Origin of the sequence: Pseudomonas sp. C6002, from assembly GCF_013385805.1 — a bacterium.
GTDB lineage: Bacteria > Pseudomonadota > Gammaproteobacteria > Pseudomonadales > Pseudomonadaceae > Aquipseudomonas.
Window position 1 is genome coordinate 15,674 of record NZ_JACAPH010000022.1, and the last position, 23,074, is coordinate 38,747.

General features: G+C 61.3%; 22 protein-coding genes. 7 read left to right on the forward strand and 15 right to left on the reverse strand.

Annotated elements, in window-relative coordinates:
* Positions 1–59: 59 nt before the first annotated feature.
* Positions 60–1,388: a sigma-54 dependent transcriptional regulator gene (locus tag HX817_RS15825; protein WP_003217935.1), complete on the reverse strand. Its 1,329-nt coding sequence runs from the start codon at positions 1,386–1,388 to the stop codon at positions 60–62.
* 343 nt (positions 1,389–1,731) lie between these two features.
* Between HX817_RS15825 and HX817_RS15830 the strand changes: the two genes are divergently transcribed.
* Positions 1,732–1,992, forward strand: coding sequence for a hypothetical protein (locus HX817_RS15830; RefSeq protein ID WP_003217933.1), 261 nt, complete (start codon positions 1,732–1,734; stop codon positions 1,990–1,992).
* A gap of 137 nt (positions 1,993–2,129) precedes the next feature.
* On the opposite strand, the gene HX817_RS15835 is transcribed toward HX817_RS15830, so the two are convergent.
* Genes HX817_RS15835 through gnd form a run of 3 tightly spaced genes read right to left on the reverse strand, consistent with a single transcriptional unit; the run spans position 2,130 to position 5,478 of the window.
* The gene (locus HX817_RS15835) at positions 2,130–2,954 is read right to left on the reverse strand and encodes an HAD family hydrolase (RefSeq protein ID WP_003217930.1); all 825 of its coding nucleotides are present in this window, start codon (positions 2,952–2,954) and stop codon (positions 2,130–2,132) included.
* On the reverse strand, positions 2,951–4,474 hold the full coding sequence (zwf, locus tag HX817_RS15840) for a glucose-6-phosphate dehydrogenase (RefSeq protein WP_003217928.1): 1,524 nt from the start codon (positions 4,472–4,474) through the stop codon (positions 2,951–2,953). Before zwf ends, HX817_RS15835 begins: the two co-directional genes overlap by 4 nt.
* Positions 4,471–5,478 (reverse strand): phosphogluconate dehydrogenase (NAD(+)-dependent, decarboxylating), encoded by a 1,008-nt coding sequence (gene gnd / locus HX817_RS15845; protein WP_256579633.1) that lies wholly within the window; start codon positions 5,476–5,478, stop codon positions 4,471–4,473. The genes zwf and gnd overlap by 4 nt, the downstream gene beginning before the upstream one ends.
* Before the next feature lie 244 nt (positions 5,479–5,722).
* Between gnd and HX817_RS15850 the strand changes: the two genes are divergently transcribed.
* From HX817_RS15850 to HX817_RS15865, 4 genes are all read left to right on the forward strand, one after another.
* A complete protein-coding gene (locus HX817_RS15850) occupies positions 5,723–5,899 on the forward strand; it encodes a DUF6026 family protein (RefSeq protein WP_023658901.1) in 177 nt (58 codons plus the stop codon).
* A 155-nt stretch (positions 5,900–6,054) separates the two neighbouring features.
* The gene (locus HX817_RS15855; RefSeq protein WP_008432015.1) at positions 6,055–7,794 is read left to right on the forward strand and encodes a phosphoethanolamine transferase CptA; all 1,740 of its coding nucleotides are present in this window, start codon (positions 6,055–6,057) and stop codon (positions 7,792–7,794) included.
* A 155-nt stretch (positions 7,795–7,949) separates the two neighbouring features.
* Positions 7,950–10,199, forward strand: coding sequence for a TonB-dependent siderophore receptor (locus HX817_RS15860; protein WP_177040549.1), 2,250 nt, complete (start codon positions 7,950–7,952; stop codon positions 10,197–10,199).
* A gap of 150 nt (positions 10,200–10,349) precedes the next feature.
* Entirely contained in the window at positions 10,350–10,565 is a 216-nt protein-coding gene (locus tag HX817_RS15865) for a hypothetical protein (RefSeq protein WP_003217916.1), read from the forward strand.
* A 99-nt stretch (positions 10,566–10,664) separates the two neighbouring features.
* On the opposite strand, the gene HX817_RS15870 is transcribed toward HX817_RS15865, so the two are convergent.
* The 4 genes from HX817_RS15870 to HX817_RS15885 form a co-directional block, all read right to left on the reverse strand.
* A complete protein-coding gene (locus tag HX817_RS15870; RefSeq protein ID WP_008432012.1) occupies positions 10,665–11,156 on the reverse strand; it encodes a GNAT family N-acetyltransferase in 492 nt (163 codons plus the stop codon).
* A 91-nt stretch (positions 11,157–11,247) separates the two neighbouring features.
* Entirely contained in the window at positions 11,248–12,381 is a 1,134-nt protein-coding gene (gene zapE, locus HX817_RS15875; protein ID WP_177040550.1) for a cell division protein ZapE, read from the reverse strand.
* Between the two features lie 22 nt (positions 12,382–12,403).
* On the reverse strand, positions 12,404–12,745 hold the full coding sequence (locus HX817_RS15880) for a nuclear transport factor 2 family protein (protein ID WP_008432007.1): 342 nt from the start codon (positions 12,743–12,745) through the stop codon (positions 12,404–12,406).
* 52 nt (positions 12,746–12,797) lie between these two features.
* A complete protein-coding gene (locus tag HX817_RS15885) occupies positions 12,798–13,514 on the reverse strand; it encodes a YafY family protein (protein WP_177040551.1) in 717 nt (238 codons plus the stop codon).
* Positions 13,515–13,696: 182 nt separating this feature from the next.
* Between HX817_RS15885 and HX817_RS15890 the strand changes: the two genes are divergently transcribed.
* Positions 13,697–14,752, forward strand: coding sequence for an aldo/keto reductase (locus tag HX817_RS15890; protein WP_177040552.1), 1,056 nt, complete (start codon positions 13,697–13,699; stop codon positions 14,750–14,752).
* A 121-nt stretch (positions 14,753–14,873) separates the two neighbouring features.
* Here HX817_RS15890 and pepN read toward each other — a convergent pair whose 3' ends face one another.
* Genes pepN through HX817_RS15920 form a run of 6 tightly spaced genes read right to left on the reverse strand, consistent with a single transcriptional unit; the run spans position 14,874 to position 21,381 of the window.
* Positions 14,874–17,531, reverse strand: a complete 2,658-nt coding sequence (gene pepN / locus HX817_RS15895) for an aminopeptidase N (RefSeq protein WP_177040553.1) — start codon at positions 17,529–17,531, stop codon at positions 14,874–14,876.
* 13 nt (positions 17,532–17,544) lie between these two features.
* On the reverse strand, positions 17,545–18,375 hold the full coding sequence (locus HX817_RS15900) for a DUF2797 domain-containing protein (protein ID WP_003217902.1): 831 nt from the start codon (positions 18,373–18,375) through the stop codon (positions 17,545–17,547).
* Positions 18,372–18,632 carry a YeaC family protein gene (locus tag HX817_RS15905; RefSeq protein WP_003217900.1) on the reverse strand — a complete coding sequence of 87 codons (261 nt, stop codon included), beginning with the start codon at positions 18,630–18,632 and terminating at the stop codon, positions 18,372–18,374. Before HX817_RS15905 ends, HX817_RS15900 begins: the two co-directional genes overlap by 4 nt.
* Positions 18,633–18,647: 15 nt before the next feature.
* Positions 18,648–19,523 carry a rhomboid family intramembrane serine protease gene (locus HX817_RS15910; protein WP_087694364.1) on the reverse strand — a complete coding sequence of 292 codons (876 nt, stop codon included), beginning with the start codon at positions 19,521–19,523 and terminating at the stop codon, positions 18,648–18,650.
* Positions 19,520–20,494 carry a metallophosphoesterase gene (locus tag HX817_RS15915; protein ID WP_161635726.1) on the reverse strand — a complete coding sequence of 325 codons (975 nt, stop codon included), beginning with the start codon at positions 20,492–20,494 and terminating at the stop codon, positions 19,520–19,522. Before HX817_RS15915 ends, HX817_RS15910 begins: the two co-directional genes overlap by 4 nt.
* Positions 20,491–21,381 carry an NAD(+) kinase gene (locus tag HX817_RS15920; RefSeq protein ID WP_003217892.1) on the reverse strand — a complete coding sequence of 297 codons (891 nt, stop codon included), beginning with the start codon at positions 21,379–21,381 and terminating at the stop codon, positions 20,491–20,493. The genes HX817_RS15915 and HX817_RS15920 overlap by 4 nt, the downstream gene beginning before the upstream one ends.
* Before the next feature lie 143 nt (positions 21,382–21,524).
* On the opposite strand from HX817_RS15920, the gene HX817_RS15925 reads away from it, so the two are divergent.
* Positions 21,525–22,511: a DUF1853 family protein gene (locus tag HX817_RS15925; protein WP_177040554.1), complete on the forward strand. Its 987-nt coding sequence runs from the start codon at positions 21,525–21,527 to the stop codon at positions 22,509–22,511.
* On the opposite strand, the gene HX817_RS15930 is transcribed toward HX817_RS15925, so the two are convergent.
* Positions 22,468–23,070: a VWA domain-containing protein gene (locus HX817_RS15930; protein WP_032898884.1), complete on the reverse strand. Its 603-nt coding sequence runs from the start codon at positions 23,068–23,070 to the stop codon at positions 22,468–22,470. The two genes, HX817_RS15925 and HX817_RS15930, sit on opposite strands and share 44 nt — an antisense overlap.
* Positions 23,071–23,074 lie beyond the last annotated feature (4 nt).

The window sequence follows — 23,074 nt, forward strand, 5'->3', positions numbered from 1 at the left end:
ACAACGGGAAAAGCCCCGCAACGATAAGGGTCGTTGCGGGGCTTTTCGGTTTACCCGCCCTAGCGGATCTGGTGTTTGTGCAGCAACCGGTAGAACGTCGGCCGGGAAACCCCCAGCACACGGGCCGCGACACTCAGGTTGTCGCTGTGCCGGTTGAGCACATCGCACAGTGCCTGGCGTTCGGCACGGTGCTTGTAATCCTCCAGTGTAGCCATCGGCAGCGCGATTGCCTGCTGGCTCTGCAATCCCAGATCAACGGCTTCGATTTGCCGCCCTTCCGCCAGTACCAGGCCCCGCCGCACGCGGTTGGCCAACTCGCGCACATTGCCCGGCCAACCGTGCTCGCCCATGGCCACCAGTGCGTCTTCACTGAAGCTGCGGGGACGGCGGCCGGTTTCCTGGCTGTAGAAGTGTGAAAAATGGTTGGCCAGCATCGCCACGTCACCGTGGCGCTCGCGCAACGGCGCGGTGACCACTTGCAGGACGTTGAGCCGGTAATACAAGTCTTCGCGAAAAGTGCCCTTTGCCACCGCGGCTTCCAGGTCGACGTGGGTGGCCGCCAACACGCGTACATCCACCGCAATCGGCTGGCTGCCGCCGACTCGCTCGATCTGTTTTTCCTGGAGAAAACGCAGCAGGTTGGCTTGCAGCTCCATGGGCAAGTCGCCGATCTCATCGAGAAACAGGGTGCCGCCGTGCGCCGCCTCGATCCGCCCCACCTTGCGCTGATGGGCGCCGGTGAAGGCGCCCTTCTCATGGCCAAACAGTTCGGACTGGATCAGGTGTTCGGGAATCGCCCCGCAATTGATCGCCACAAACGGCTTGGCATGGCGCTGGGATTGGCGATGCAAGGTACGCGCGACCAATTCCTTGCCGGTGCCGCTGTCGCCACGGATCAACACCGGGGATTCAGTGGGCGCCAGCTTGGCGAGCAGCTTGCGCAATTCCCGGATCGGACGGCTGTCCCCCAGCAACTCGTGTTCCGGCTGGCCCGCAGGCGCGTTGTTGCCCTTGCCCCGCAGGCGCGCCATGCCGAAGGCGCGGCCCAGGGTGACCTGCACCCGCGACACGTCAAACGGCAAGGTATGGAAGTCGAAGAACCACTCACAGACAAAATCGCCGACATTCTGCAGGCGCAGCACTTCCTGGTTAAGCACCGCAATCCACTCGGTGCCGCTGCGGCTGATCAGTTCCTTGACCGCTTCGGGTCGCTCCAGGTGAAACGGCTGCAGGCGCAACAAACCCACGTCACAGGAGCGCTCACCCACCGACTCGAGGGCGCAGCTGTCCACGTCCCACCCCGCTGCGCGCAAACCGGGCAATAGCCGGTGGCAGTCATCACAGGGATCGACCACAAGCAGGCGGCGCGGGGCAGGTGTAACAATCATGACTATTCCTTGGCGTCAAAATCGTTAAAGTTATTTAAAAACAACTATTTGCAAAGTCTGCTGGTAACCCTAGCAAGATCTTGACGCCGCCTTTGTACCGATTCGCTATAAGTCGCGAACGAACCGGGTCTTTTATGTCAGTCAGGTGCGGTCAATTGCCGCGGCGTAACTTTCATGAGGCTTTCAAAATAGCCCCTTACATGACTTTAATCAGGGAAAGTTAAAAAATCTTCTTCTAACATGTGACCCGCACCCGGTGATCGTGCATCAGTACAAGTAACCAGTCGTTAGGCACGCCCAACCAACGGCTTCCACTTGAATGGGCATTTAGAGAGAAGACCCCATGAACGCCCCGCTCCGCATCAACGAAGCTCTTTTGATCGCAGACCGTGCTTTCCAGCCCTTTCAATGTGTGGCCTGGCACGACGGCAACGGCGCCCTGAGCCTGAGCGTCATCGACCGCACCAATACCCGTATCGGTAGCAAGCAGCTGTCTTCCAGCACTTATACCGACCCGGCACAGCTTGAGAACTTGCTGTTGCAGGCCCGTGCCGAACTCGACAAAGATGGCTATCAGTTGCAATCCTGGGCAATGCCCAAGTAACTGAAGCGTGCGTGAGACGGCACCCGAAAGTGTGCCGCCCGGCTGCGCAATATATTGACCCGCACTAACTCAAGTGGACAGTCAGCCATGCAAGTTGCAACTTTGCATAGCTGACTACTTATTAGTGTGGTTACCGATCAATAGGCCGAGAGAATAAACCGCTCGATGGCTTCCGCCGCACCGTCATCGACATTGCTGCCGGTCACGACGCTGGCCTGGCGCTTGACCACCTCTTCTGCCTGGCCCATGGCAATCGACAACCCCGCCACATGAAACATCGCCGGGTCATTGCCGCCATCACCGATGGCGGCTGTCTGTTGCAGTGGCACACCGAGGTGCGCCGCAAGGGTTCTCAACGCTTCACCCTTGTTGGCCTTCATGGCGGTGACATCCAGGAACACCGGCTGCGAACGCGACACCTGGGCCAATCCCTCGACCCTGGGCTGCAACTGCGCCTCAAGCTCCATCAGCAGCTGGGTATTGGTACTGGCCGCAACAATCTTGTCGACCCGATCCAGATACGGCTCGAAGCTCTCCACCACAATCGCCCCATAGCCCAAGCCGTGCTCCTCGCGAACCGCCATCGGTCCGCCGGGATCGCGACGCAGCCAGTCGCCGTCGGCGAACAGCCAGACTTCAACGTCCGGCTGCGGCGTAAACAAGGCCAACGCCACCAGCGCCGCCTCTGCCGGCAAGTGATGCGCCACCAGAATACTGCCGTCGGGATTGACCAGCGTGCCCCCGTTGAAGCCGGCAATCGGCACATCGATGCCCAGCGCTTCGACCTGCTGACGCATGGCCTTGGGCGGTCGCCCGCTGGCCAGGCTGAAAAACACCCCGGCCGCGCGCAAGGCGCGAACCGTATCAATGGTGCGCTGGCTGAGGCTGTGATCCGGATGCAGCAACGTGCCATCCATATCACTCAACACAAAACGGATGGGTTGACTCGGCAAGTCACTCATCCGAGGCTGTGCCAGGTACGGCCATCGCGGGCCAGCAACGCATCAGCCGCCGCCGGGCCGTCCTCACCCGCCTTGTAGGCCTGGATGCCGTCGTCCTGCTTCCACGCATCGAGAAAAGGCTGCACCGCACGCCAGCCGTTCTCGATGTTGTCGGCGCGCTGGAACAAGGTCTGGTCGCCGGTCATGCAGTCGTAGATCAGGGTTTCGTAACCTGTCGACGGCTGCATCTCGAAGAAGTCCTTGTAGGCAAACCCCAGCTCCACGTTGGCCATGTCCAGGGTCGGCCCGGGCTTTTTCGCCAGCAGGTCGAACCACATGCCTTCATTCGGCTGGATCTGGATCTTCAGGTACGTCGGCTTGAGTTCATCGACCTCGGTATCACGGAACTGCGCGTAAGGCGCCGGCTTGAAGCAGATGATGATCTCGGTGTCGCGGATGCTCATGCGCTTGCCGGTGCGCAGGTAAAACGGCACCCCTACCCAACGCCAGTTGTCGATCAACACCTTGAGGGCAACGAAGGTCTCGGTGCTGCTGTCTGGCGCAACATTGGCCTCCTCGCGGTAACCCGGCAACTGCTTGCCGCCGACTTCACCCGAGGTGTACTGGCCACGCACCGAGTTGGCCCGTGCGTCTTCCAGCGACCAGGGCCGGATGGCCCCGATCACCTTGGCCTTCTCGCCCCGCACTGCGTCGGCACCAAAGGCAGCCGGCGGTTCCATGGCGACCATCGCCAGCAACTGGAACAGGTGATTGGGCACCATGTCCCGCAGGGTGCCGGTGTGTTCGAAGAAACTGCCACGGGTTTCCACGCCGACGGTTTCGGCGGCGGTGATTTGTACGTGGTCAATGTAGTGGTTGTTCCAGAACGCCTCGAACAGCACATTGGAAAAACGGCTGATGAGGATGTTCTGGACGGTTTCCTTACCCAGGTAATGGTCGATGCGGTAGATCTGCTTTTCGCTCATCACCTTGAGCAGGCAGGCGTTCAGCGCTTCGGCGGTGGCGAGGTCGGAGCCGAACGGCTTTTCGATCACCACCCGGCGGAACGCCTCCGGGGTTTCTTCCAGCAAGCCGGCCGCGCCGAGGCGCTGCACCACTTCGGCGAAGAAACGCGGCGCAGTGGCGAGGTAAAACACCGCGTTGCCAGTACCGCTGTCGGCAATCTTCTTGCCGATATCGGCGTAGGTGCCGTCATCGAGGAAATCACCCTCGACGTAGCTGATGCCTTTGGCCAACTGTTCCCACAATGCAGGGTCCAGGGCGTTCTCGGCATTGCCCTTGACCTTGCTGGCGGCCTCGGTGCGAATGAAGTCCTCGAGCTTCTTGGCGAAATCGGCGTCGCTGATGGCGTTGTGATCAACGCCGACAATGCGCAAGCCATCGCCCAGCAGCCCATCGCGGCTGAGGTTGTACAGCGCCGGCATGAGCAGGCGCTTGACCAGGTCACCGTGGGCACCAAACAGAAACAGTGTGGTGGGCGGAGCGGGTTCGGCCTTGGGTTTCTTGCCGTTGGCGGTCATTTTTTGGGAGTCTCCACATGGCCGCCAAAGCCGAAGCGCATGGCAGAAAGCATTTTGTCACCGTAGGTACTTTGCTGGCGGGAGCGGAAGCGCGCGAACAGCGAGTTCGACAGCACCGGAACCGGTACCGATTGTTCCATGGCGGCCTCGATGGTCCAGCGGCCTTCGCCACTGTCGGCGACCGAGCCGGAATACCCGTCGAGCTTCGGATCGGTGGCCAGGGCGTCGGCGGTCAGGTCCAGCAGCCAGGACGACACCACGCTGCCGCGGCGCCAGACTTCGGCGATATCGGCAACATTCAGGTCGAAGCGCTGGTCTTGCGGCAGGTTCTCCGAATTCTTGGTCTTGAGGATGTCGAAACCTTCGGCGAAGGCCTGCATCATCCCGTACTCGATGCCGTTGTGGATCATCTTGACGAAGTGCCCGGAACCGGCAGGCCCTGCGTGGATATAGCCGCGCTCGGCACGGCTGTCCGCTGCGGCGGAACGGTCCTTGGTACGCGGGATGGTGCCTAGGCCCGGTGCCAGGCTTTCGAAGATCGGGTCCAGCAGCTTAACGGTCTCGGCGTCGCCGCCGATCATCATGCAGTAGCCGCGCTCCAGGCCCCAGACGCCGCCGGAGGTGCCGACGTCGACATAGTGCAGGCCTTTTTCCGACAGGGCCTTGGCCCGACGGATGTCATCCTTATAGAAGGTGTTGCCGCCGTCGATGATCACATCACCGTCTTCAAGCAGTTGGCTCAGTTCTTCAATGGTGTTCTCGGTCGGGTCGCCTGCCGGCAGCATCACCCAGATCGCCCGGGGCTTTTGCAGCCCGGCCACCAGGCCTGCCAGGTCAGCAACGCCCGTGGCGCCCTCGCCTGCCAGACCTTTTACGAATGCTTCATTGCGGTCGTAAACCACGGTGGTATGCCCATTGAGCATCAGGCGCCGCGCAATGTTGCCACCCATGCGGCCTAGTCCAATAATCCCCAGTTGCATGTGCTGATGCTCCTTACTACGAATAAATGTGTGTCACAGTTTATAGCGCAATGAGGCTAATGAGGGTTAGTCCAGAGCGGATTGGCATAGTTTCATGACAAAAAGTGGCCATCCTTTCGCCTTCAGTGGGTTAAAAGTCACAACGACCATCAAAAATAAAAAAGTTCCCTTCATTAAAAAAAGAATTCAGAATTGCCCCGACTGTTGCCGAGAGCCTCGATTCAAGCGCTCTGGCACCGCGATAGACCGGCTATTTGCGAGGTAAGCAATGAGCACTGCACACATGACCCGTCCGCCACAGACCCTCTACGTCACCATTCGCCGCGATGAATTGCGCCAGTTGAAAAACGAGCGCGACCAACTGCAGCAGGAAGTCATGCGTTTGCGCTCGCACCTGCAGGGCCAGCTCAATCAGCCGTCCGGCACCCAGCCCGCACTTTGCTGAACGTGGGCTGAACGAACCGTTCAGGAATAACTCACGAAGTTTTCACATCCCCCTCCCGATACTCCCGCCGAATAGGGCCGCGCTACGCGCGCAGGCCCTCTGTTTGCGTGCGTCCCTGCGCGTTGACACTGAAAATTATCGGGTTGGAGCGCTGGATGGCGATGTTCAAACGCAGCACTACGTCTGCGAAAGGTTTTGATTGGGCCGGCCTCGGCTGGATGTTTCTGTTCTTCTGGTATTTCTCGGGCATTACCCAACTGCTGATCCAACTGACCGGCACCTCCGGCTTCAGTGGTTTCCGTCAGGCATTCTTCATGAGCGCCCTGTGGCTGGCGCCGATGCTGTTGTTCCCACGTCGCGCGCGCCTGGTGGCGGGGTTGATTGGCGTGGTGCTGTGGGCCTGTTCCATGGCCAGCCTGGGTTATTTCTTCATCTACCAGCAGGAATTCTCTCAAAGCGTCATCTTCATCATGTTCGAGTCGAACATCTCTGAAGCCGGCGAATACGCCACCCAATACTTTGCCTGGTGGATCGTGCTGGCGTTCATTGCCCACACCGCCATGGCCGTTTTCCTGTGGACCCGCGTACGCCCGGTTTACCTGCCACGTGGCCAGGCCATGCTGGCGGCTGCCGCAATCGTGATTGCCATCGTCGGCTACCCGCTGGTCAAGCAGATCGCCAAGAGCGAGACCATGGAACTGGCCATCGACCGCTTCGAAACCCGTATCGAGCCGGCAGTGCCATGGCAGATGATCGTCGCCTACCGCCGCTACACCGAACAACTGGATAACATGCAAGGCATGCTGACCAGCGCCAGCAAGATCCCGCCCCTGACCAACCTCAAGGACAGCATGGCCGGCCAGCCGTCGACCCTGGTGCTGGTGATCGGCGAGTCCACCAACCGCCAGCGCATGAGCCTGTATGGCTACCCGCGCAACACCACGCCGGAACTGGACAAGCTGCGGGACCAACTGGCGGTGTTCGACAACGTCATTACCCCGCGCCCGTACACCATCGAGGCGCTGCAACAGGTGCTGACCTTCGCCGACGAAGAAAACCCGGACCTGTACCTCAAGACCCCCTCCATCGTCAGCGTGATGAAGCAGGCCGGCTACAAGACCTTCTGGATCACCAACCAGCAGACCATGACCAAGCGCAACACCATGCTCACGACCTTTTCCGAACAGGCCGACGAGCAGGTGTACCTGAACAACAACCGCAACCAGAATGCGCGCCAGTATGACGGCGACGTGCTGGAGCCGTTTGCCAAGGCCATGTCCGACACTGCCGAACGCAAATTCATCGTGGTGCACCTGCTGGGTACCCACATGAGCTACCAGTACCGCTACCCGCCGACCTTCGACAAGTTCACCGACCGCCAGGGCGTGCCTGAGGGGGTCAGCGACGCACAGTTGCCGACCTACAACAGCTACGACAATGCGGTGCTGTATAACGATTTCGTGGTGTCGAGCCTGATCAAGGACTACGCCAAGACCGATCCAAACGGTTTCCTGCTGTACCTTTCCGACCACGGCGAAGACGTGTTCGATTCGGCCGGCCACAACACCCTGGGCCGCAACGAAGGCAAGCCGACGGCACCGATGTACACCATTCCGTTCATGGCCTACGCATCACCCAAGTGGCGTGAAAGCCATGACTGGAGTTTTGCCGGTGACTTGCAGCGCCCTTACACCAGCTCGCAGCTGATCCATACCTGGGCCGACATGGCCGGGTTGAGCTTCGACGAACTGGACCACAGCAAGAGCCTGGTCAGTGACAGCTTCAAGCCTCGGCCACGGATGATTGGCGACCCGTATGCACGCCAGCAAAAACCGCTGATTGATTTCAGCCTGATCAAGCCCAAGCCAGACGCCGCCAACGTGGTCGTCAAGTAGCTTGAATCGCCCGGGTTTCATCCGCGCAACGCGGTGAAACCCGATTTGGCTGCAACGCAAAGATAATAATTATTCTCGTTTAGCGCTAAAGTTCCCCGCCTCCTTTCGTCTTTGAGCCAATGGCATTTTTCATAGACGACAAGGAGTTCGCCGCGATGTTCGCGCCTATTACCCGTTCCATGACCTTGACCCTGGGCCTCTTCAGCGTGGTGCTGAGCCCGGACCTGCTGGCCGAAAACGACCCCGACCAGGAATCCCAAGCGCCGGCCAAAGCCCTGGAACTGGGCAGCACCAGCATCACCGCTGAAGGCCTTGGCGCCAACACCGAACACACCGGTGCCTACACCACAGGCTCAATGGGCACCGCCACCCGGCTGAACCTGTCCATCAAGGAAACCCCGCAATCGGTCTCGGTGATCACCCGCCAGCAGATGGACGACTTCAACCTCAACACCCTGACCGAAGTGATGCGCCAGACCACCGGCGTGGTGGTGCAGCACCTGGACTCCGACCGGGTCGGCTATTCCTCGCGCGGCTACGGCATCACCAACTTCCAGATTGACGGCATGCTCAACACCTTCGGCCGCATGAAGTCCGATGCCGACACCATCATCTACGACCGGGTCGAAGTGGTCCGCGGCGCCACCGGCCTGACCACCGGCGCCGGCGACCCCTCGGCCACGGTCAATATGGTGCGCAAACGTCCGACCGCACAGTGGCAGGCCAAGACAGGCGTCAGCGGCGGCTCCCACGACAATTACTACAGCTACCTGGACGTTGGCGGCCCCCTGGCGTTTGATGGGCGCCTGCGCGGCCGCACGGTGCTCGCCTACCGTGACACCCAGTCCTACCGCGACAACTACGCGCTGCAACGGGAAGTCGGCTACGGCATCCTCGAAGGCGACCTGACCGACGACACGGTGCTGGCGGTGGGCTTCGATTACCAGAACAAGCATGTGCAGGGCACCGCGTGGGGCACCTTGCCCTACTGGAACAGCGACGGCAGCAAAGCCAGGCTGCCCCGCTCCGCCAACATCGCGGCCCACTGGAGTTCCTGGCCGCTGAAAGATGAAACCACCTTCGCTACCCTCGACCACCGCCTGGCGGGTGACTGGCACCTGAAGGCCGCCTATACCCACCGTGAAAGCGACACCGACGGCAAGGTCTATTACGGCGGCTCAGGCTTCCCGAATGCCGACCGCAGCGGCATGACCGCCTGGACCAGCCACATGCTCGGCACCTCGAAAATGGACGTGGTCGACTTGAACCTGTCCGGGTCCTATGCCCTGCTGGGTCGTGAGCACGAATTGATGGTGGGTTACGGCGAGTCCGAGCAGCGTGACGCTTCGCCACACCTGCGCAGCGGTACGGTGCCGAAGGACTACACCAGCATCGACGATTGGAAACACATGGGTGGGATCGGCAAATTCCCCGACACCAACACCGGCCTCAAGGGCGAACAAGGCAGCACCCGCCAAAAGGCCGGCTACCTGGCCACCCGCCTGAGCCTGACCGATCGCCTGCATGCGGTATTGGGCAGCCGCTACGGCAGTTGGGAGATCGAGAGCACCACCTACAACTACAACAGGGACACTGACCAGTTCCTCGGTACGTCAAAATCCAGCCAGACCCACAACGACATGTGGACACCCTACGCCGGCCTGCTCTACGACCTGACCCCGGAGTACACCGTCTACGCCAGCTACACCGATATCTTCAACCCGCAGGAAGAACGCACCGCCAGCAAGCAATACCTGGAGCCGGTGGTAGGCAGCAACTATGAAGTGGGCATCAAGGGCAGCCTGCTGGAAGAGCGCCTGAACCTGGCGGCCGCGTACTTCTGGAGCAAACAGGACAACGTCGCGGAACTGGACAGTTTGACCCCACCGGATCCGGAGACCGGCGAGCAGTTCTTCACATCCGGCGGCAAAGGCAACAAGGTTCAGGGTTTCGAGGTAGAGGTGTCCGGAGAGGTGCGCCCCGACTGGAACCTGACCGCCGGATACACCTACACCCACTCCCTGAACGGGGACAAGCAGCGCAATAACACCCACCTGCCGCTGAACCTGCTGCGCGTGTCCACGGCCTACCGCCTGCCCGGCGAATGGCACGCGCTGACGGTCGGCGGCGCGGTGAATTGGCAAAGCGACTTCTACGACTTCGCCTATCGCCCGGTTGGCCGGGACACCAATGGAGCCCTGATCAGGGAGCGCACCCGGATCACCCAGCAGGCCTATACCGTGGTCAACCTGATGTCGCGCTATGAGTTCGATGACCACTTGTCGGCGTCACTTAATATCAACAACCTATTTGATAAAAAATATTACGAGCGCGTCGGCTTCTATAACGGCGTGTATTGGGGAGACCCGCGCTCTATCAGCGTTGCACTGGACTGGAAGCTCTGAATTCATCGCTGCTAAAGATTGGAAGTTAACGAAATCGTTAACTTTCGGTCAGCGCGAGGTTAACCCTTACTTAATATCATTGGCCCACAGTCTCCCCATCCCGCCGCTGATGACAACGCGCGGACCCAACACACTTACTGAGACACTGCCATGAAATTTTCGACTGTTATCCTTGCCGGCCTGATGACCATGACTTCCGTAGCCGCCTTTGCAGAAGGCGGCTCAGAGCGTTCGAAGGAGTTCTACAACAACTTCACCTTCGTTCAGGAACAGACTCACGGTGCTGCCCAGCAAACCGCAATGGCTGACGGCAAGACCGAAAAGCCGGCAACGGCCGACCAAACTACCAACACACCGAACAGCTGATTTACCCGCAATACCTGTGCTATTCCGCTCTGATAGCCAAGGTCAATTTGGCGCCACTTGCTGGCGCCTTTTTTTTGCCTTTAATTAAATAAACATTAATTAAAGCGGCTTGCTCCAGAACAACATCCGGCCATGTTGCGGATCAAATACCGAATCATCAAACCCAAACTTTCGATACGCCGACTGCGCCACGGCGTTGCCTTCAAGCACCTCGAGGGTGATCTTGCAGCAACCGCGCTGGCGAGCAATTTCCTCGACCTTTTGCAGCATCTTCTGACTCAGCCCCAGGCCACGGAATTGATCCATCACCACCACGTCGTGCACGTTGACCAGCGGGCGGCAGGCAAAGGTGGAAAACCCTTCAAAGCAGTTCACCAGGCCGGCGGGCGTACCGCCGACAAAGGCCAGCACACTGAACGCGTGGGCACGCTTGGCCAGCTCTGCCGGCAGTTGCTGCAAGCGGTCGGCCGGCAGGCTGTGGCCACCGCCCATGGGGTCTTCGGCGTAATGATTGAGCACCAGGCCAATGGCCTCGGCGTGTACCGGATTGGTGTAGCTGGCTTGCAGCACCAGGATGTCTGCGCTGTCCATTTCCTTCCTCGTTGACGGTGCGACAGGGACTCGGTCCCCATAAAAGGGCTCGATTGTAAGCGCGGTGCAGGCATTAGATGAAGGAGATTAACTACATTTGCCCGCGTGAAAGCGCGCCAGGCTCGCCAAACCGTGCCAGTTGCATCTCCTGCAGGCGGCTCAGGGTGCGGCGGAATGGAAACTCCAGGTAACCCTCGGTGTAGAGGCTTTCCAGCGGCACCCGGGCCTCGATGTACAGCGGCACCTTGCGGTCGTAGCACTCGTCCACCAGCGCGATGAAACGCCGGACGCTGTCGTCATGCACCGACAGTTCCGGCAGTTCCCGGTCCCCGGCGTCCACCCGTTCGGCAGCGTCTTCGGTGCCACGGGCGATTCGTCCCGGGCGCTTTTGCGCGCTGAGGTTGGGCACCTCGCCGAGCAAAATGGCCTTGAACCGATCACACAGCAGCATGAAATCCATCGCCGCCAACGGCTGCTCACACAGGTCGGCGTAGCGACACCACAGCACGGTTTCACTGGACTGCACCGCCACGATGGAGCGGTAGCCGACCGCAACCGGGGCGCTGCTCACTGCCTGCCCGGCGCTTAACTGGCGAAACACCTCGGCCAACGCGTCGGGCTGGTCGACCCAGTAACGCTGCAGTGCGGTGCCCGGGTGCAGGCGATGATCCTCCCCGCCATCGACTGCCACCACCCGCATATGCTGTTTGATCGCTTCGATTCCCGGCAGGAAACGATCCCGGTTGAAACCGTCGGCGTACAGCTGGCCCGGTGGCTGGTTGGACGTGCAGACCATCACCACGCCTTCCTCGAACATCACCTGGAACAGCCGGCCGAGGATGATGGCGTCACCAATGTCGTTGACAAACAACTCATCGAAACACAGCACCCGCACTTCCCGGCTCAGTTCGCGGGCCAGGGCCTGCAAGGGATCGTGGGTGCCCGTTAGCTGGAATGAACGCTGGTGCACCCAGCCCATGAAGTGATGAAAATGCTGGCGCCGCGCTGGCACTCCCAGGCTTTGGTAGAACTGGTCCATCAGCCAGGTCTTGCCCCGGCCGACCGGGCCCCACAGGTACACCCCAGTGATGGGCCCATGGCCGTGGTGCAAGGCCTGATGGCAGTCCTGCAGGGCTTGCACCGCCTCACGCTGGGCGTCGTCGGGGACAAAACCCTGTTCGGTGATGGCGTGCTGATAGGCGGCAAGTGGCGAGTCGAAAGTCATGCCCGGCAGTATGCCATGACGGCTACAGGGAAATATCCAATCGGGCAATCTTGCCGTGTTCATTGAGGCGGAAGGTATAGCGCAGCTCCAGCGGGCTGCCGGGAAAGCTGCCGGTGATCAGGTTGCTGACCAGCACCTTGCCCGTGCGGTGCTGCACATTCAGCACCTGGACCCTGGGCTGGTAACGACGCCCGGTGTCTTCCATCCAGCGGGCGATGGCGGCGGTACCGACCCGGTGCTCGCCTTCGTCGAACACGTTGGCATCTTCGGCGAAACAGTCGGCCACCAGCGAGGTGTCGCCGGCATTCGCCGCGGCAATGTAGGTTGCAATAGCCGGGGCCAGTTCAGGGGTGGGTTGGGACATGGTGACAGCTCCTTTTTAGTGATTTATGGAGCCATCCTAAAGCAGCGTTGTGTCAGTTCTTGTCAGGAGTGAACGGCCCGGATTCGTTCTGTTCCATCAGCTTGCGCCAGCCCCGCAGCCAATCGCTGCGGCGCCCCGGATACCGTTCACCTTGCAGGCGCGCGGCGGCCACTCGGTCGGTGCGGAAGGTGCGATAGGCCGCACGCAATTCACACCACGCGACGATCACCCGCACTTCGTTGAGAAAGCCCAGGGCCAGGGGCCAGATCAGGCGCTGGCTGGCGGTCTGGCTGGCATCGGCGTAGTCGATGTGCAGCTTGGCCTGGCCGCGAATGGCCTCGCGGAACACATTCAACGGCACGCGATTTTCCGGGTAGCCGAAGCCTGGCGGGCCCGGCAGCACCGTCGGATTGCGCAAGGCTTCCTGGGCAGCCGGGTCAAGCACGTCGGCGATCTTTGCAAGCGCATTGGCCGCCGCCTGGCTCAGTACGTCATCACCGCGCTGGTCGACATACCGCAAGCCCAGCACGATGGCTTCGGTCTCGTCGGCATTGAGCATCAGCGGCGGCAGGAACAGGCCCGCACGCAGCACATAGCCCACGCCCGCCTCGCCGTAGATCGGTGCGCCCAACGCGGTCAGTTCGGCGATATCGCGGTACAGCGTGCGCTCGGAAATCTCCAGTTCTGCCGCCAGCACGGCGGCCGTCACCGGGCGCTTTTTGCCCCGCAGGACTTGCAACAAGGTCAACAGACGACTGGTACGCGACACGTTGATCATGCTCGAAAAAGAAAGGTGGCGCAGCTTAGCAGAGGCCTCCGTCAGAAAGTGTCAGGAGCAGGCACCCTTCCCTTCAGCCGCCAAAAAAGCCCCTTGACGAAATATATGACTAGCATCATATTTAATAGATGTTGCGAAACATTTAAACCAACCACAGCGTCAGGAGTTTCGGTATGCGTAATAAAGTCTTTGGCCGTCGCAGCGGCCTGCGGGTTTCAGAGCTGGCCCTGGGCACCGCCAATTTCGGCACAGGCTGGGGCCACGGCGCCGAGCGCGAAGAGTCCAAGCGAATCTACGACGGCTATCTGGAGGCCGGCGGAAACTTCCTCGATACCGCCAACGGCTACCAGTTCGGCCAATCGGAAGTGCTGCTCGGCGAGTTCATTGCCTCGGAACGGGATCGCCTGGTGATCGCCACCAAGTACACCCTGCGCACCCAGCCTCAAGACGAAGGCACGATCAAGCTCGGCAACAACCGCAAGAACATGGTGCGCGCCGTCGAAGAAAGCCTGAAACGCTTGAACACCGACCACATCGACCTGTTCTGGGCGCATATCAGCGACAACGTTACGCCGATGGAAGAAATCCTGCGGGGTTTTGATGACCTGGTGCGTGCCGGCAAGATCCACTACGCGGGGCTGTCCAACTTCCCCGCCTGGCGCATTGCCCGCGCCGACCTGCTCGCTGAAGTGCGCGGCTTTGCACCCCTGGTAGCGATCCAGACCGAATACAGCCTGGCCGAACGCACTGCCGACCGTGAGCTGCTGCCCATGGCTGAAGCCCTGGGTCTGGCCGCCACGTTGTGGTCACCGCTGGGGGGTGGTTTTCTTACCGGGAAGTACCGCAACAGCCAGGACGATACCCGCGCCAGCAAGCTGGGGATTTTGGTCCACGCTGAAAAAAGCGCACGGGAAACGGCAGTGCTCGACACCCTGCTGGCGGTTGCCGGTGAACTGGACGCCACGCCGACTCACATCGCCATCGCCTGGCTGCGGGAAAAGGCCCGTCGTTCCACTACCGCGCTGATCCCGATCCTGGGGCCGCGTACCCGCGAACAGCTGGACGGCACCCTGGGTGCGTTGAGTGTGCAACTCTCGGCTGAGCAAGTGGACCGTCTGGATGCTGCCAGCGCGATACCGCTGGGCGTGCCCCACGAGATGATCGCGGAGCGCTTCCCACGTTATACGGACGATGATGCACAAGACCTGCGCTGGCCGCCGGTTATCTAAGACCCGTTGTGGCGAGGGAGCTTGCTCCCGCTGGGCTGCGTAGCGGCCCCAAAATCTTGGGAGCGCTGCGCACTCCAGCGGGAGCAAGCTCCCTCGCCACAGATGCAGTACTCAGCCTCAGTTATGCGAGGCTTTTGCTCACCACTTCAAACACATCGCTGGACAGCTCGCCCGAAGCGCGAATCCGCTCCAGCTCGCCTTTCATCAGCGCCTGCCGCACGCTGTCGTACTTGCGCCAGCGGGTCAACGGCGCCAATTGCCGCGAAGCAATCTGGGGGTTGAAGCCATTCAACTGGATCACCAGGTCCGCCAGGAACCGATAACCCGAACCATCCGCCGCGTGGAAGTTGATCAGGTTCTGCCCGGCAAACGCGCCCACCAGTGCCCGCACCTTGTTCGGGTTCTTGATGTTGAACGCAGGGTGCTGCATCAACGTCTTGACCCGCTCCAGCGCGCCCGGCAAACCATTGCCCGCCTGTACGCTGAACCACTGGTCCATGACCAGCGGGTTGTCCTTGAAGTTCTCGGCAAACACCGCGAGCGCCTTGGCTTTTTCTTCTTCGAACGGCGAGTTGACCAGCACCGCCAGGGCCGTCAGGCGCTCGGTCATGTTGTCGCACGCGTCGAACTGTTCAAGGGTCGCCGCCAGCACTTCCGGCTTGCCGCTGAGCATCAGGTACGACAGCGCAATGTTCTGCAAGGCGCGACGGGCAAAGTGTTCCGCCTCGGCCACGTACGGGGTTTTCTTCGACAGGTCGCGATTGGCTTGGTAACGCAGCCACAGGCCTTCAAACAGGTTGTCGGCCAACTGCTTGCGAGCAAACTCGCGGGCCGCGTGGATGGCGTCGACATCCGCCACTTCGCTGATTTCAGTCAGGTAGGCTTCGCTCGGCAGCGAGAGCATCTCGGCGACCATCGCCTGGTCCAGGCTTTCGTCGCTCAATACGCTGCGCAGTGCAGTGATAAGGCGTTGATCCAGCACCAGCGCCTTGCCCTGCTGATGTTGGGCGATCAGCTCCTGCAACACCTGCACCGACAGCTGCTGGCCGGCGTCCCAGCGATTGAAGCCATCGCTGTCGTGCTGCATCAGGAACATCAGTTGGTCGCGGTTATACGGGAAGCTCAGCTTCACCGGCGCCGAGAAGCCGCGCAGCAGCGACGGCAGCGGGTGCTCGGCGATGTCGACAAAGGTGAAGGTCTGTTCGGCTTCGGTCATCGAGATCACGCGGGACGTGGCGCCGGCAGCGGTTTCACCGGCCAGGCGCAAGGCGATGCCCGCGCCCTTCCCGTCCAGCAGGCCCAGCTCAACCGGAATCACGAACGGCAGTTTTTCCACCTTGTCCGGGGTTTCCGGGCAGCTTTGACGGAAGGTCAGGCTGTAGGTTTTAGCCACCGGGTCGTAGGACTCGCTCACCGCCAGGCGTGGCGTACCGGCCTGGCTGTACCAGCGCTTGAACTGGGTCAGGTCAGCGCCGTTGGCGTCTTCCATGGCCTTGATGAAGTCATCGCAGGTCACAGCCTGGCCGTCGTGGCGTTCGAAGTACAGGTCGCTGCCTTTGCGGAACCCTTCGGCGCCGAGCAAGGTTTGGATCATACGGACGACTTCCGAGCCCTTTTCGTACACGGTCAGGGTGTAGAAGTTGGAGATCTCGATAAAGCCGTCCGGACGCACCGCGTGGGCCATGGGACCGGCATCTTCGGCGAACTGGTGAGTGCGCAGATAAGCCACGTCCTGGATGCGCTTGACGGTGGCCGAGTTCATGTCGGCAGAGAACTGCGAATCACGGAACACCGTGAAGCCTTCCTTCAGCGACAGCTGGAACCAGTCGCGGCAGGTCACGCGGTTGCCCGACCAGTTGTGGAAGTATTCGTGGGCAACAATCGCCTCGACCCGTTGGTGCGCGGCGTCGGTGGCGGTTTCGGCACGGGCCAGCACGGCGCTGGAGTTAAAGATGTTGAGGCCCTTGTTTTCCATGGCGCCCATGTTGAAGTCGTTGACCGCGACGATCATGAAGATGTCGAGGTCGTACTCACGGCCATAGACTTCTTCGTCCCAGCGCATGGATTTCTTCAGGCTGTTCATGGCGTGCTGGCACTTGTCGATGTTTTCCGGCTCGACATAGATACGCAGCGCCACGGTGCGCTCGGTCATGGTGGTGAAGGTGTCTTCGACACACCACAAATCACCGGCCACCAGTGCAAACAGGTACGCCGGCTTCTTGAACGGATCTTCCCAGGTCGCCCAGTGCCGGCCGTCTTCGCCAGGGCCCGAAGCAATCGGGTTGCCGTTGGACAGCAACACCGGGTAGCTGTGTTGCTCGGCGATCACCGTGGTGGTGAACACGCTCATCACGTCCGGACGGTCGAGGTAATAGGTGATCTTGCGGAAACCCTCGGCCTCGCACTGGGTGCAGAACATGCCGCCGGATTTGTACAGGCCTTCCAGGGCGGTATTGGTTTCCGGGTGGATCTTCACCGTGGTGTCGAGGGTGAAGGTCGCGCTGGTGGGGTGCACGGTCAGGTGGCTGTCGCTCAACTGGTAGTCGGCGTCGGTCAGTTCCTGGTCGGCCAGGTTCACCGACAGCAGCTCCAGCTGCTGCCCGTCCAGCACCAGCGGCGGCAAGCCGGCGCCGCGCTCGGGGTTGCGGCGCATCACCAGCTGCGCGTGGACCAGGCTATGGTCCTCGAACAACTCGAAGGTCAGGTGCGTCTCGTCGATCAGGTAATCCGGCGCCTGATAGTCCTTCAGGTAAATCATCTTCGGCTGTTCGGTGCGCATGTCTGTCGTCCTTCTACTGATGCACGGCGAGCTGGTAGGCCGTGTATTTACGAATATTGATCACGCCGGTATCGAAGATCAGGTATTGGCCCTTGATCCCCATCAGCGTGCCTTCGGCAATCGGGTTCTTGTCCAGGTTGAAGCTGACGATCTTGGTCGGATACTGCTCGATCGGGTAGCGGATTTCGATCGGTTCGATGTCGGTCACCGGTTGGATGGCCTGCAGGCCAAAGCGTTCCTGCAAACCGAGCATGCCTTCGGCACAGCTGGCGAACAGTTCGTCGCGCACCTGCGCAAGGTCGACGGCCTGGGCATCGCCCTTGAGCAGCGCGCGCCAGTTGGTCTTGTCGGCCACCTGGCTGCGGAACAGGTCTTCGACGAAGCCCGACTGCTGGCGCGTGGCAACGCGCATGATCGGCAGCGCCTGGCTGGCACCCTGGTCGAGCCAGCGGGTCGGCAGCTGGCTGGCGCGGGTGATGCCGACCTTGATCCCCGACGAGTTCGCCAGGTACACCACGTGGTCGGTCATGCAGAATTTTTCACCCCAGGCCGGATCGCGGCAGGTGCCGGCGTCGTAATGGCAGCGCTCGGGGCTCATGATGCACAGGTCGCACTGGGCCAGTTTGGTCATGCACGGGTAGCAGTAACCCTGGCTGAAACTGGTCTTGGTCTTGCGACCGCAATGGGTGCAATGGATCGCACCGAGGTATTCCAGGCGCACGGTAGTGCCGATCAATGGATTGACCGGCACCTCGGTGTCGCCCAGGCGAAACGCGTATTGAACGGTCGGCTCACCCAACTGCGCCGACATCTTGCTGACTGCACCACGGCCAATCTCAATCAATGGATGGCATCCGACTTGAACAGGATGTTCGGCACCGGCGCCGACTTCGAGGCGCATTCCTGCGGCCCCATGTAGCCGGTGCGCTGGTCTTCCGGCAGGTTCTGCAGTTCCCAGGCGATCACCGCCTGCAACGACAGTTCACGCTGCTCGGCGGTGAGCTTGCGGCCATCGGACCATTTGCCGATTTCCACGGCGAGCTTGAGGCTCTCGTAGATGTCCGGGGTGATGTTTTCGATCATTTCGACAAAAGAGGACATAAGACTCTTCCTTAACTAAATAGGAGACATTTTGCGGCGGCTGTACAAGCCACCCAACAAACCGGTCAGGCAACCCACCACCAGGCCACCCACGTGGGCCGCGTTGGCGATTTCGCCGAAGCCGATCATCGAGACCAGGCCCGACAGGCACAGCACCAGCCACACCAGCATCATCACCAACACCCCGCGAGGCAGGCGATACACCGGATTCGGCGACACCCACTGATAGATCCAGCAATGCCCGAGCAAGCCATACAGCACGCCGGACAACCCGCCAAACAGGCCGGGACCACCAAAATAGTATTGAGCGTAGTTCGACACCAGGCTGAACAGCAGGGTCAGGCCCAGCAGGTTGATACTGCCCTGGCGCAACTCGATGCGTCGCCCCAGTTCCCAGTACCACATGCCGTTCATGGCAAGGTGCAGGATGCCGAAGTGGATCAACATCGGCGTGACCAGGCGCCACCACTGTCCCGACGCCAGGCTGTCGGTCAATGGCGTGAAACGGATGTACTCGCCTGCCACGCTGAACGGCAGGAACGTCAGCCAGCTCATGGCCTGCAGGTTATCCCCCAGCAACGTAACGGCGCCGACGATGATGCTCAGCAGCAACACCAACGCGGTCACCGGGCTGTGGCGAAGCTGCTGGGCAAACCCGGGACGCCTGGTCGACGTCGCCTGCTCGGGAATGTCCAGTTGCTGGTCCGGGTCACCGGCCGGAAAGCGCTGATACAGGACCTTCACGTCTTCACTGATGGAGTCAGGCACCCACAGCACCTGCTCCCCGGCTTCTTCGCTGACGCGATGGGGCACTTGCATGCGTTGCAGAAGCTTGACGAAACCACTCAAATCCACCGCCAGCGGCAGGCGTAATACAGCAACGGTACTCATGAAATAACCTCAGGGCGCTCGACATCGACCCAAACAAATTTACGCGGGTCCAGGCGGGTTTCCTGATCCAGCCGGTACGCCACCAACTTGCCGTACAGCACCGCGCTGTAGTCCAGGCAGGCCAGGTTCGGGCGGATCGGCGCCGGTTTGCCGCTGCGCCAGTAGTGGCCGACGAACAGCAATGGCTCGTCGACGCCGTAGCGCAGCAGGGAATTCTTTTCAGTGGACGACAGCGGCGTGGCGGCCACAGGTTCCGGCAGCGCATCGGGCTGGAACACGATATCGCCGTAGGTCTTCGGGTCGTCTTCCCAGAACTTGGTACGGAAGAACGAGCGCGTCAGGCCGTCGCCGCCGGTCAGGGTCAAGCCGTCCGGCAGGCGCATGTCGGTGCCGCGCAACAGGCGGTCGAAGGCATTGCTGGCGAAACTGCCGGGCACGGCGGCGGCTTGCAGGAAGTGTTCGTCGATGCAGCCATCCGGGAAATGCGCGCGCAGGGGCTCGATAAAGCCGTTGTCCCAGCAAGCGTGCACTACGCGGAATCGCCCGGCGTCGACAAACAGCGGCATGTCATAGAACCAGCCGAGGAAATCGTGCCAGTCTGCCGGGTGCTGTTCGAACTGGGTCAGGGTCTCGTGGATCAACCGCGCGTGGCGTGGCGTGTGCTCGCGCACAAACTGCTTGCCGCTGCCCGGGGCGGCGGGAGTGCTCCAGCCCAGCGCGTTGAACTCATGGTTGCCCATGATGCACAGCGCCTGGCCGGCCTCGGTCATGTCGTGGACGATATGCAGCGCCTCGCGAATGCGCGGGCCACGGTCGATGATATCGCCGAGGAACACGGCCATTCGCGACGGATGCCGCCAGGTACCGCCCTGCTTGTGGTAACCCAACCGGTCGAGCAAGTGCTCAAGGGTATGAGCGCAACCGTGCACGTCACCAATCAGGTCGTAGCTACGCGCGGGATCGAGCATCAGTCGCCTCCACCCCCCAAGCGGCTGCCCCAGCCCAGCTTGGTCCGGCACACTTCGTAGTAGTTGTGGTCCAGCGGGTGGATCAATCGCAACTTCTGTGCCTTTTTGCTCACGGTGATGGTGTCACCGGGGGCGCAGGTGAAATGGTTCTGCCCGTCGCAGGAGACTTGCGGGTAGATCTGCATGTCTTTTGACACCACGATTTTCAGCTCACTGTTGCCGTCGACCACGATAGGCCTGCTGGACAACATATGGGGATACATCGGCACGATCACAATGGCATCCAGCTTGGGATGCATGATCGGCCCACCGGCCGACAGCGCGTAGGCCGTGGACCCGGTCGGCGTGGCGACGATCAGGCCGTCGGCCTTCTGGCTGCACACGAACTGGCCGTCGATGTACAACTCGAACTCGATCATCCGCGTCGACTTGCCGGGGTGCAGCACCACATCGTTGAGGGCGTCGCCCTGGCCGATGGCTTCGCCGTGGCGGCGCACTTCGGCTTGCAGCAGGAAGCGGTTTTCCACCAGGTAATGGCCGTCCAGCACCTTGGCCACTTCGACTTCCAGCTCGTCGGGGCGAATATCGGTGAGGAACCCCAGGCTTCCGCGGTTGATCCCCAGCACCGGCACGTTATGCCGCGCCAGCGCCCGGGCGGCGCCCAGCAGGCTGCCGTCGCCGCCCACCACGATCACCATGTCGCAGACTTCACCGAGCATCTTGCGCGACGAGGTCTGCAGGCCATGGCCCGGGAGGATTTCAGCGATGGTGTCTTCGAGGATCACGTGCAGGTGGCGCTCGAGCAGAAACTTTTTCAGTCGGCGGACGGTGTCCAGCACCTGGGTACTGCCCAGGCGACCGATAATGCCGATATTGCGAAATTGCTCCATGGGGCTCCTGCGGGGTTCGGGTTCTGCAAAAAAGAACGATTATGGGCGAAAGCCGGCGTTACACAAAATCCTTTGTCGCCGCAAACCCCAGACGACAACGGTTCTCAGCCCCCTTCCCGGCTGTAAAAGGCTATGCTCGGACCATGACTCTGTTCCCTGATTTGCAGCACCTGCCCCGCCAACTGCGTCACCCCGAGGTGCGCGATCTCGCGTGGGTGATGCTCGCCCCGCCGATGCTCGCGCAAACGCCGTGGCCACAACGCCACCCGCTGACCGGCAGCGACTGGGTGCAGGCCCCGCATTTGCTGGAGCAGTGGCTGCGCCAGCTGGACCAGGACAGCAGTGCCTTGCTGCATTGGCTGAGCCAGGCACGCACCCGCCGGCTGGGGTTGTATTACGAACGGCTGTGGCAATTCGCCGTGCAGCATGCGCCGGGCGTGGAACTGCTGGCGGCCAACCTGCCGATCCGCCAGGCCGGGCATACCCTGGGCGAGCTGGACATGCTGCTGCGCGACCGTGACGGTGTGCATCATCTGGAACTGGCGATCAAACTCTACCTCGGGCCCCAGGACGGTAATGGCCGGGACACCGCGCAATGGCTCGGCCCCGGCTGTCATGACCGGCTCGACCGCAAGCTGGCCCACCTGGCCCAGCACCAACTGCCGATTTCCGCCCGGCCGGAGAGCCGCGAAGTGCTGGCCGCGCTGGATATCCAGGCTTTTGATGCCCATCTGTGGCTGGGCGGGTATCTGCTCTACCCATGGCCGGGCATGGCGCAGGCGCCGGAGGGCGCGCATCCCCAACACCTGAATGGCCGCTGGCTGCATCAGCGCGATTGGTCGAGGTTTATCGAGCAAAGCCCGGCAGGACGCTGGCAACCGCTGCCCCGCCACGCATGGCTGGCGCCGGCGCACTACCCGGCGAACGAGGCCTGGGACGCGGCCCGGATGCAGCACTGGCTAACCGAACTGGACCCCATGGCGCCCGCGCAGTTGCTGGTGCGCCTGGTGGAAAACAGCGAAGGCGAATGGGAAGAAGCCGAACGGTTGTTTCTGGTGGCGGATCTGTGGCCGAACGTGCCGGCGCTTACAGGTTATCGATATGCCGATAGTCAATCTGTAACCCCATAGCCAGCTGCTTTGAACGGCCCAACCGAATCGGGCCGCGCTCGATGTCCACCAGCAAGCCCGGGCAGTCCAGCGGCGGCAGCCCTGCCACATCCTTTAGCCGTCCATCGGTGATCACCAGCAACCGCTGCTGCTCCACCGGGTAACGCTTGCGACGAGCCGCCAACCAGTGCCCCGCTTCGTTCAGCGCTGCCAACAATGGCGTGCCACCGCCTGCACCGAGGCCATCAAGCCAATGACCAAGCCCTTTTGCCGCCTTTAATCCCTGCACCTGCCACTTTGGCGATTGCCCGCTCGCGGTGAGCAACGCCATGCGCGCCCGCTGTCGATAGGCATCGTCGAACAGTTGGGCCAGTAATCCCTTGGCATCGCTAAGCGCCTGATGCCGCCGGGTGGACGCCGAAGCATCGACAATCACCAGCCACAGTTCATGGGGCGTACGGCTACGCAGTTGATACAACAAATCTTCGCGGCGTTGCGGCCGCCCGCCGAGCAAGGTGCCCGGCCAGTTGATCGAACCTTCGGCCGCGCTGCGCGCCTGGCCACGCCGGCCCTTGTTCAGTCGA

What these genes read in the sequence shown, in the direction of transcription:
- HX817_RS15910 (WP_087694364.1), bottom strand. Translation starts at nt 19,523, where the DNA reads ATGAGTACCGTTGCTGTATTACGCCTGCCGCTGGCGGTGGATTTGAGT.
- HX817_RS15830 (WP_003217933.1), top strand. Translation starts at nt 1,732, where the DNA reads ATGAACGCCCCGCTCCGCATCAACGAAGCTCTTTTGATCGCAGACCGT.
- HX817_RS15850 (WP_023658901.1), top strand. Translation starts at nt 5,723, where the DNA reads ATGAGCACTGCACACATGACCCGTCCGCCACAGACCCTCTACGTCACC.
- HX817_RS15925 (WP_177040554.1), top strand. Translation starts at nt 21,525, where the DNA reads ATGACTCTGTTCCCTGATTTGCAGCACCTGCCCCGCCAACTGCGTCAC.
- HX817_RS15880 (WP_008432007.1), bottom strand. Translation starts at nt 12,745, where the DNA reads ATGTCCCAACCCACCCCTGAACTGGCCCCGGCTATTGCAACCTACATT.
- HX817_RS15890 (WP_177040552.1), top strand. Translation starts at nt 13,697, where the DNA reads ATGCGTAATAAAGTCTTTGGCCGTCGCAGCGGCCTGCGGGTTTCAGAG.
- HX817_RS15855 (WP_008432015.1), top strand. Translation starts at nt 6,055, where the DNA reads ATGGCGATGTTCAAACGCAGCACTACGTCTGCGAAAGGTTTTGATTGG.
- HX817_RS15870 (WP_008432012.1), bottom strand. Translation starts at nt 11,156, where the DNA reads ATGGACAGCGCAGACATCCTGGTGCTGCAAGCCAGCTACACCAATCCG.
- HX817_RS15920 (WP_003217892.1), bottom strand. Translation starts at nt 21,381, where the DNA reads ATGGAGCAATTTCGCAATATCGGCATTATCGGTCGCCTGGGCAGTACC.
- HX817_RS15825 (WP_003217935.1), bottom strand. Translation starts at nt 1,388, where the DNA reads ATGATTGTTACACCTGCCCCGCGCCGCCTGCTTGTGGTCGATCCCTGT.
- pepN (WP_177040553.1), bottom strand. Translation starts at nt 17,531, where the DNA reads ATGCGCACCGAACAGCCGAAGATGATTTACCTGAAGGACTATCAGGCG.
- HX817_RS15835 (WP_003217930.1), bottom strand. Translation starts at nt 2,954, where the DNA reads ATGAGTGACTTGCCGAGTCAACCCATCCGTTTTGTGTTGAGTGATATG.
- HX817_RS15905 (WP_003217900.1), bottom strand. Translation starts at nt 18,632, where the DNA reads ATGTCCTCTTTTGTCGAAATGATCGAAAACATCACCCCGGACATCTAC.
- HX817_RS15865 (WP_003217916.1), top strand. Translation starts at nt 10,350, where the DNA reads ATGAAATTTTCGACTGTTATCCTTGCCGGCCTGATGACCATGACTTCC.
- zapE (WP_177040550.1), bottom strand. Translation starts at nt 12,381, where the DNA reads ATGACTTTCGACTCGCCACTTGCCGCCTATCAGCACGCCATCACCGAA.
- HX817_RS15860 (WP_177040549.1), top strand. Translation starts at nt 7,950, where the DNA reads ATGTTCGCGCCTATTACCCGTTCCATGACCTTGACCCTGGGCCTCTTC.
- zwf (WP_003217928.1), bottom strand. Translation starts at nt 4,474, where the DNA reads ATGACCGCCAACGGCAAGAAACCCAAGGCCGAACCCGCTCCGCCCACC.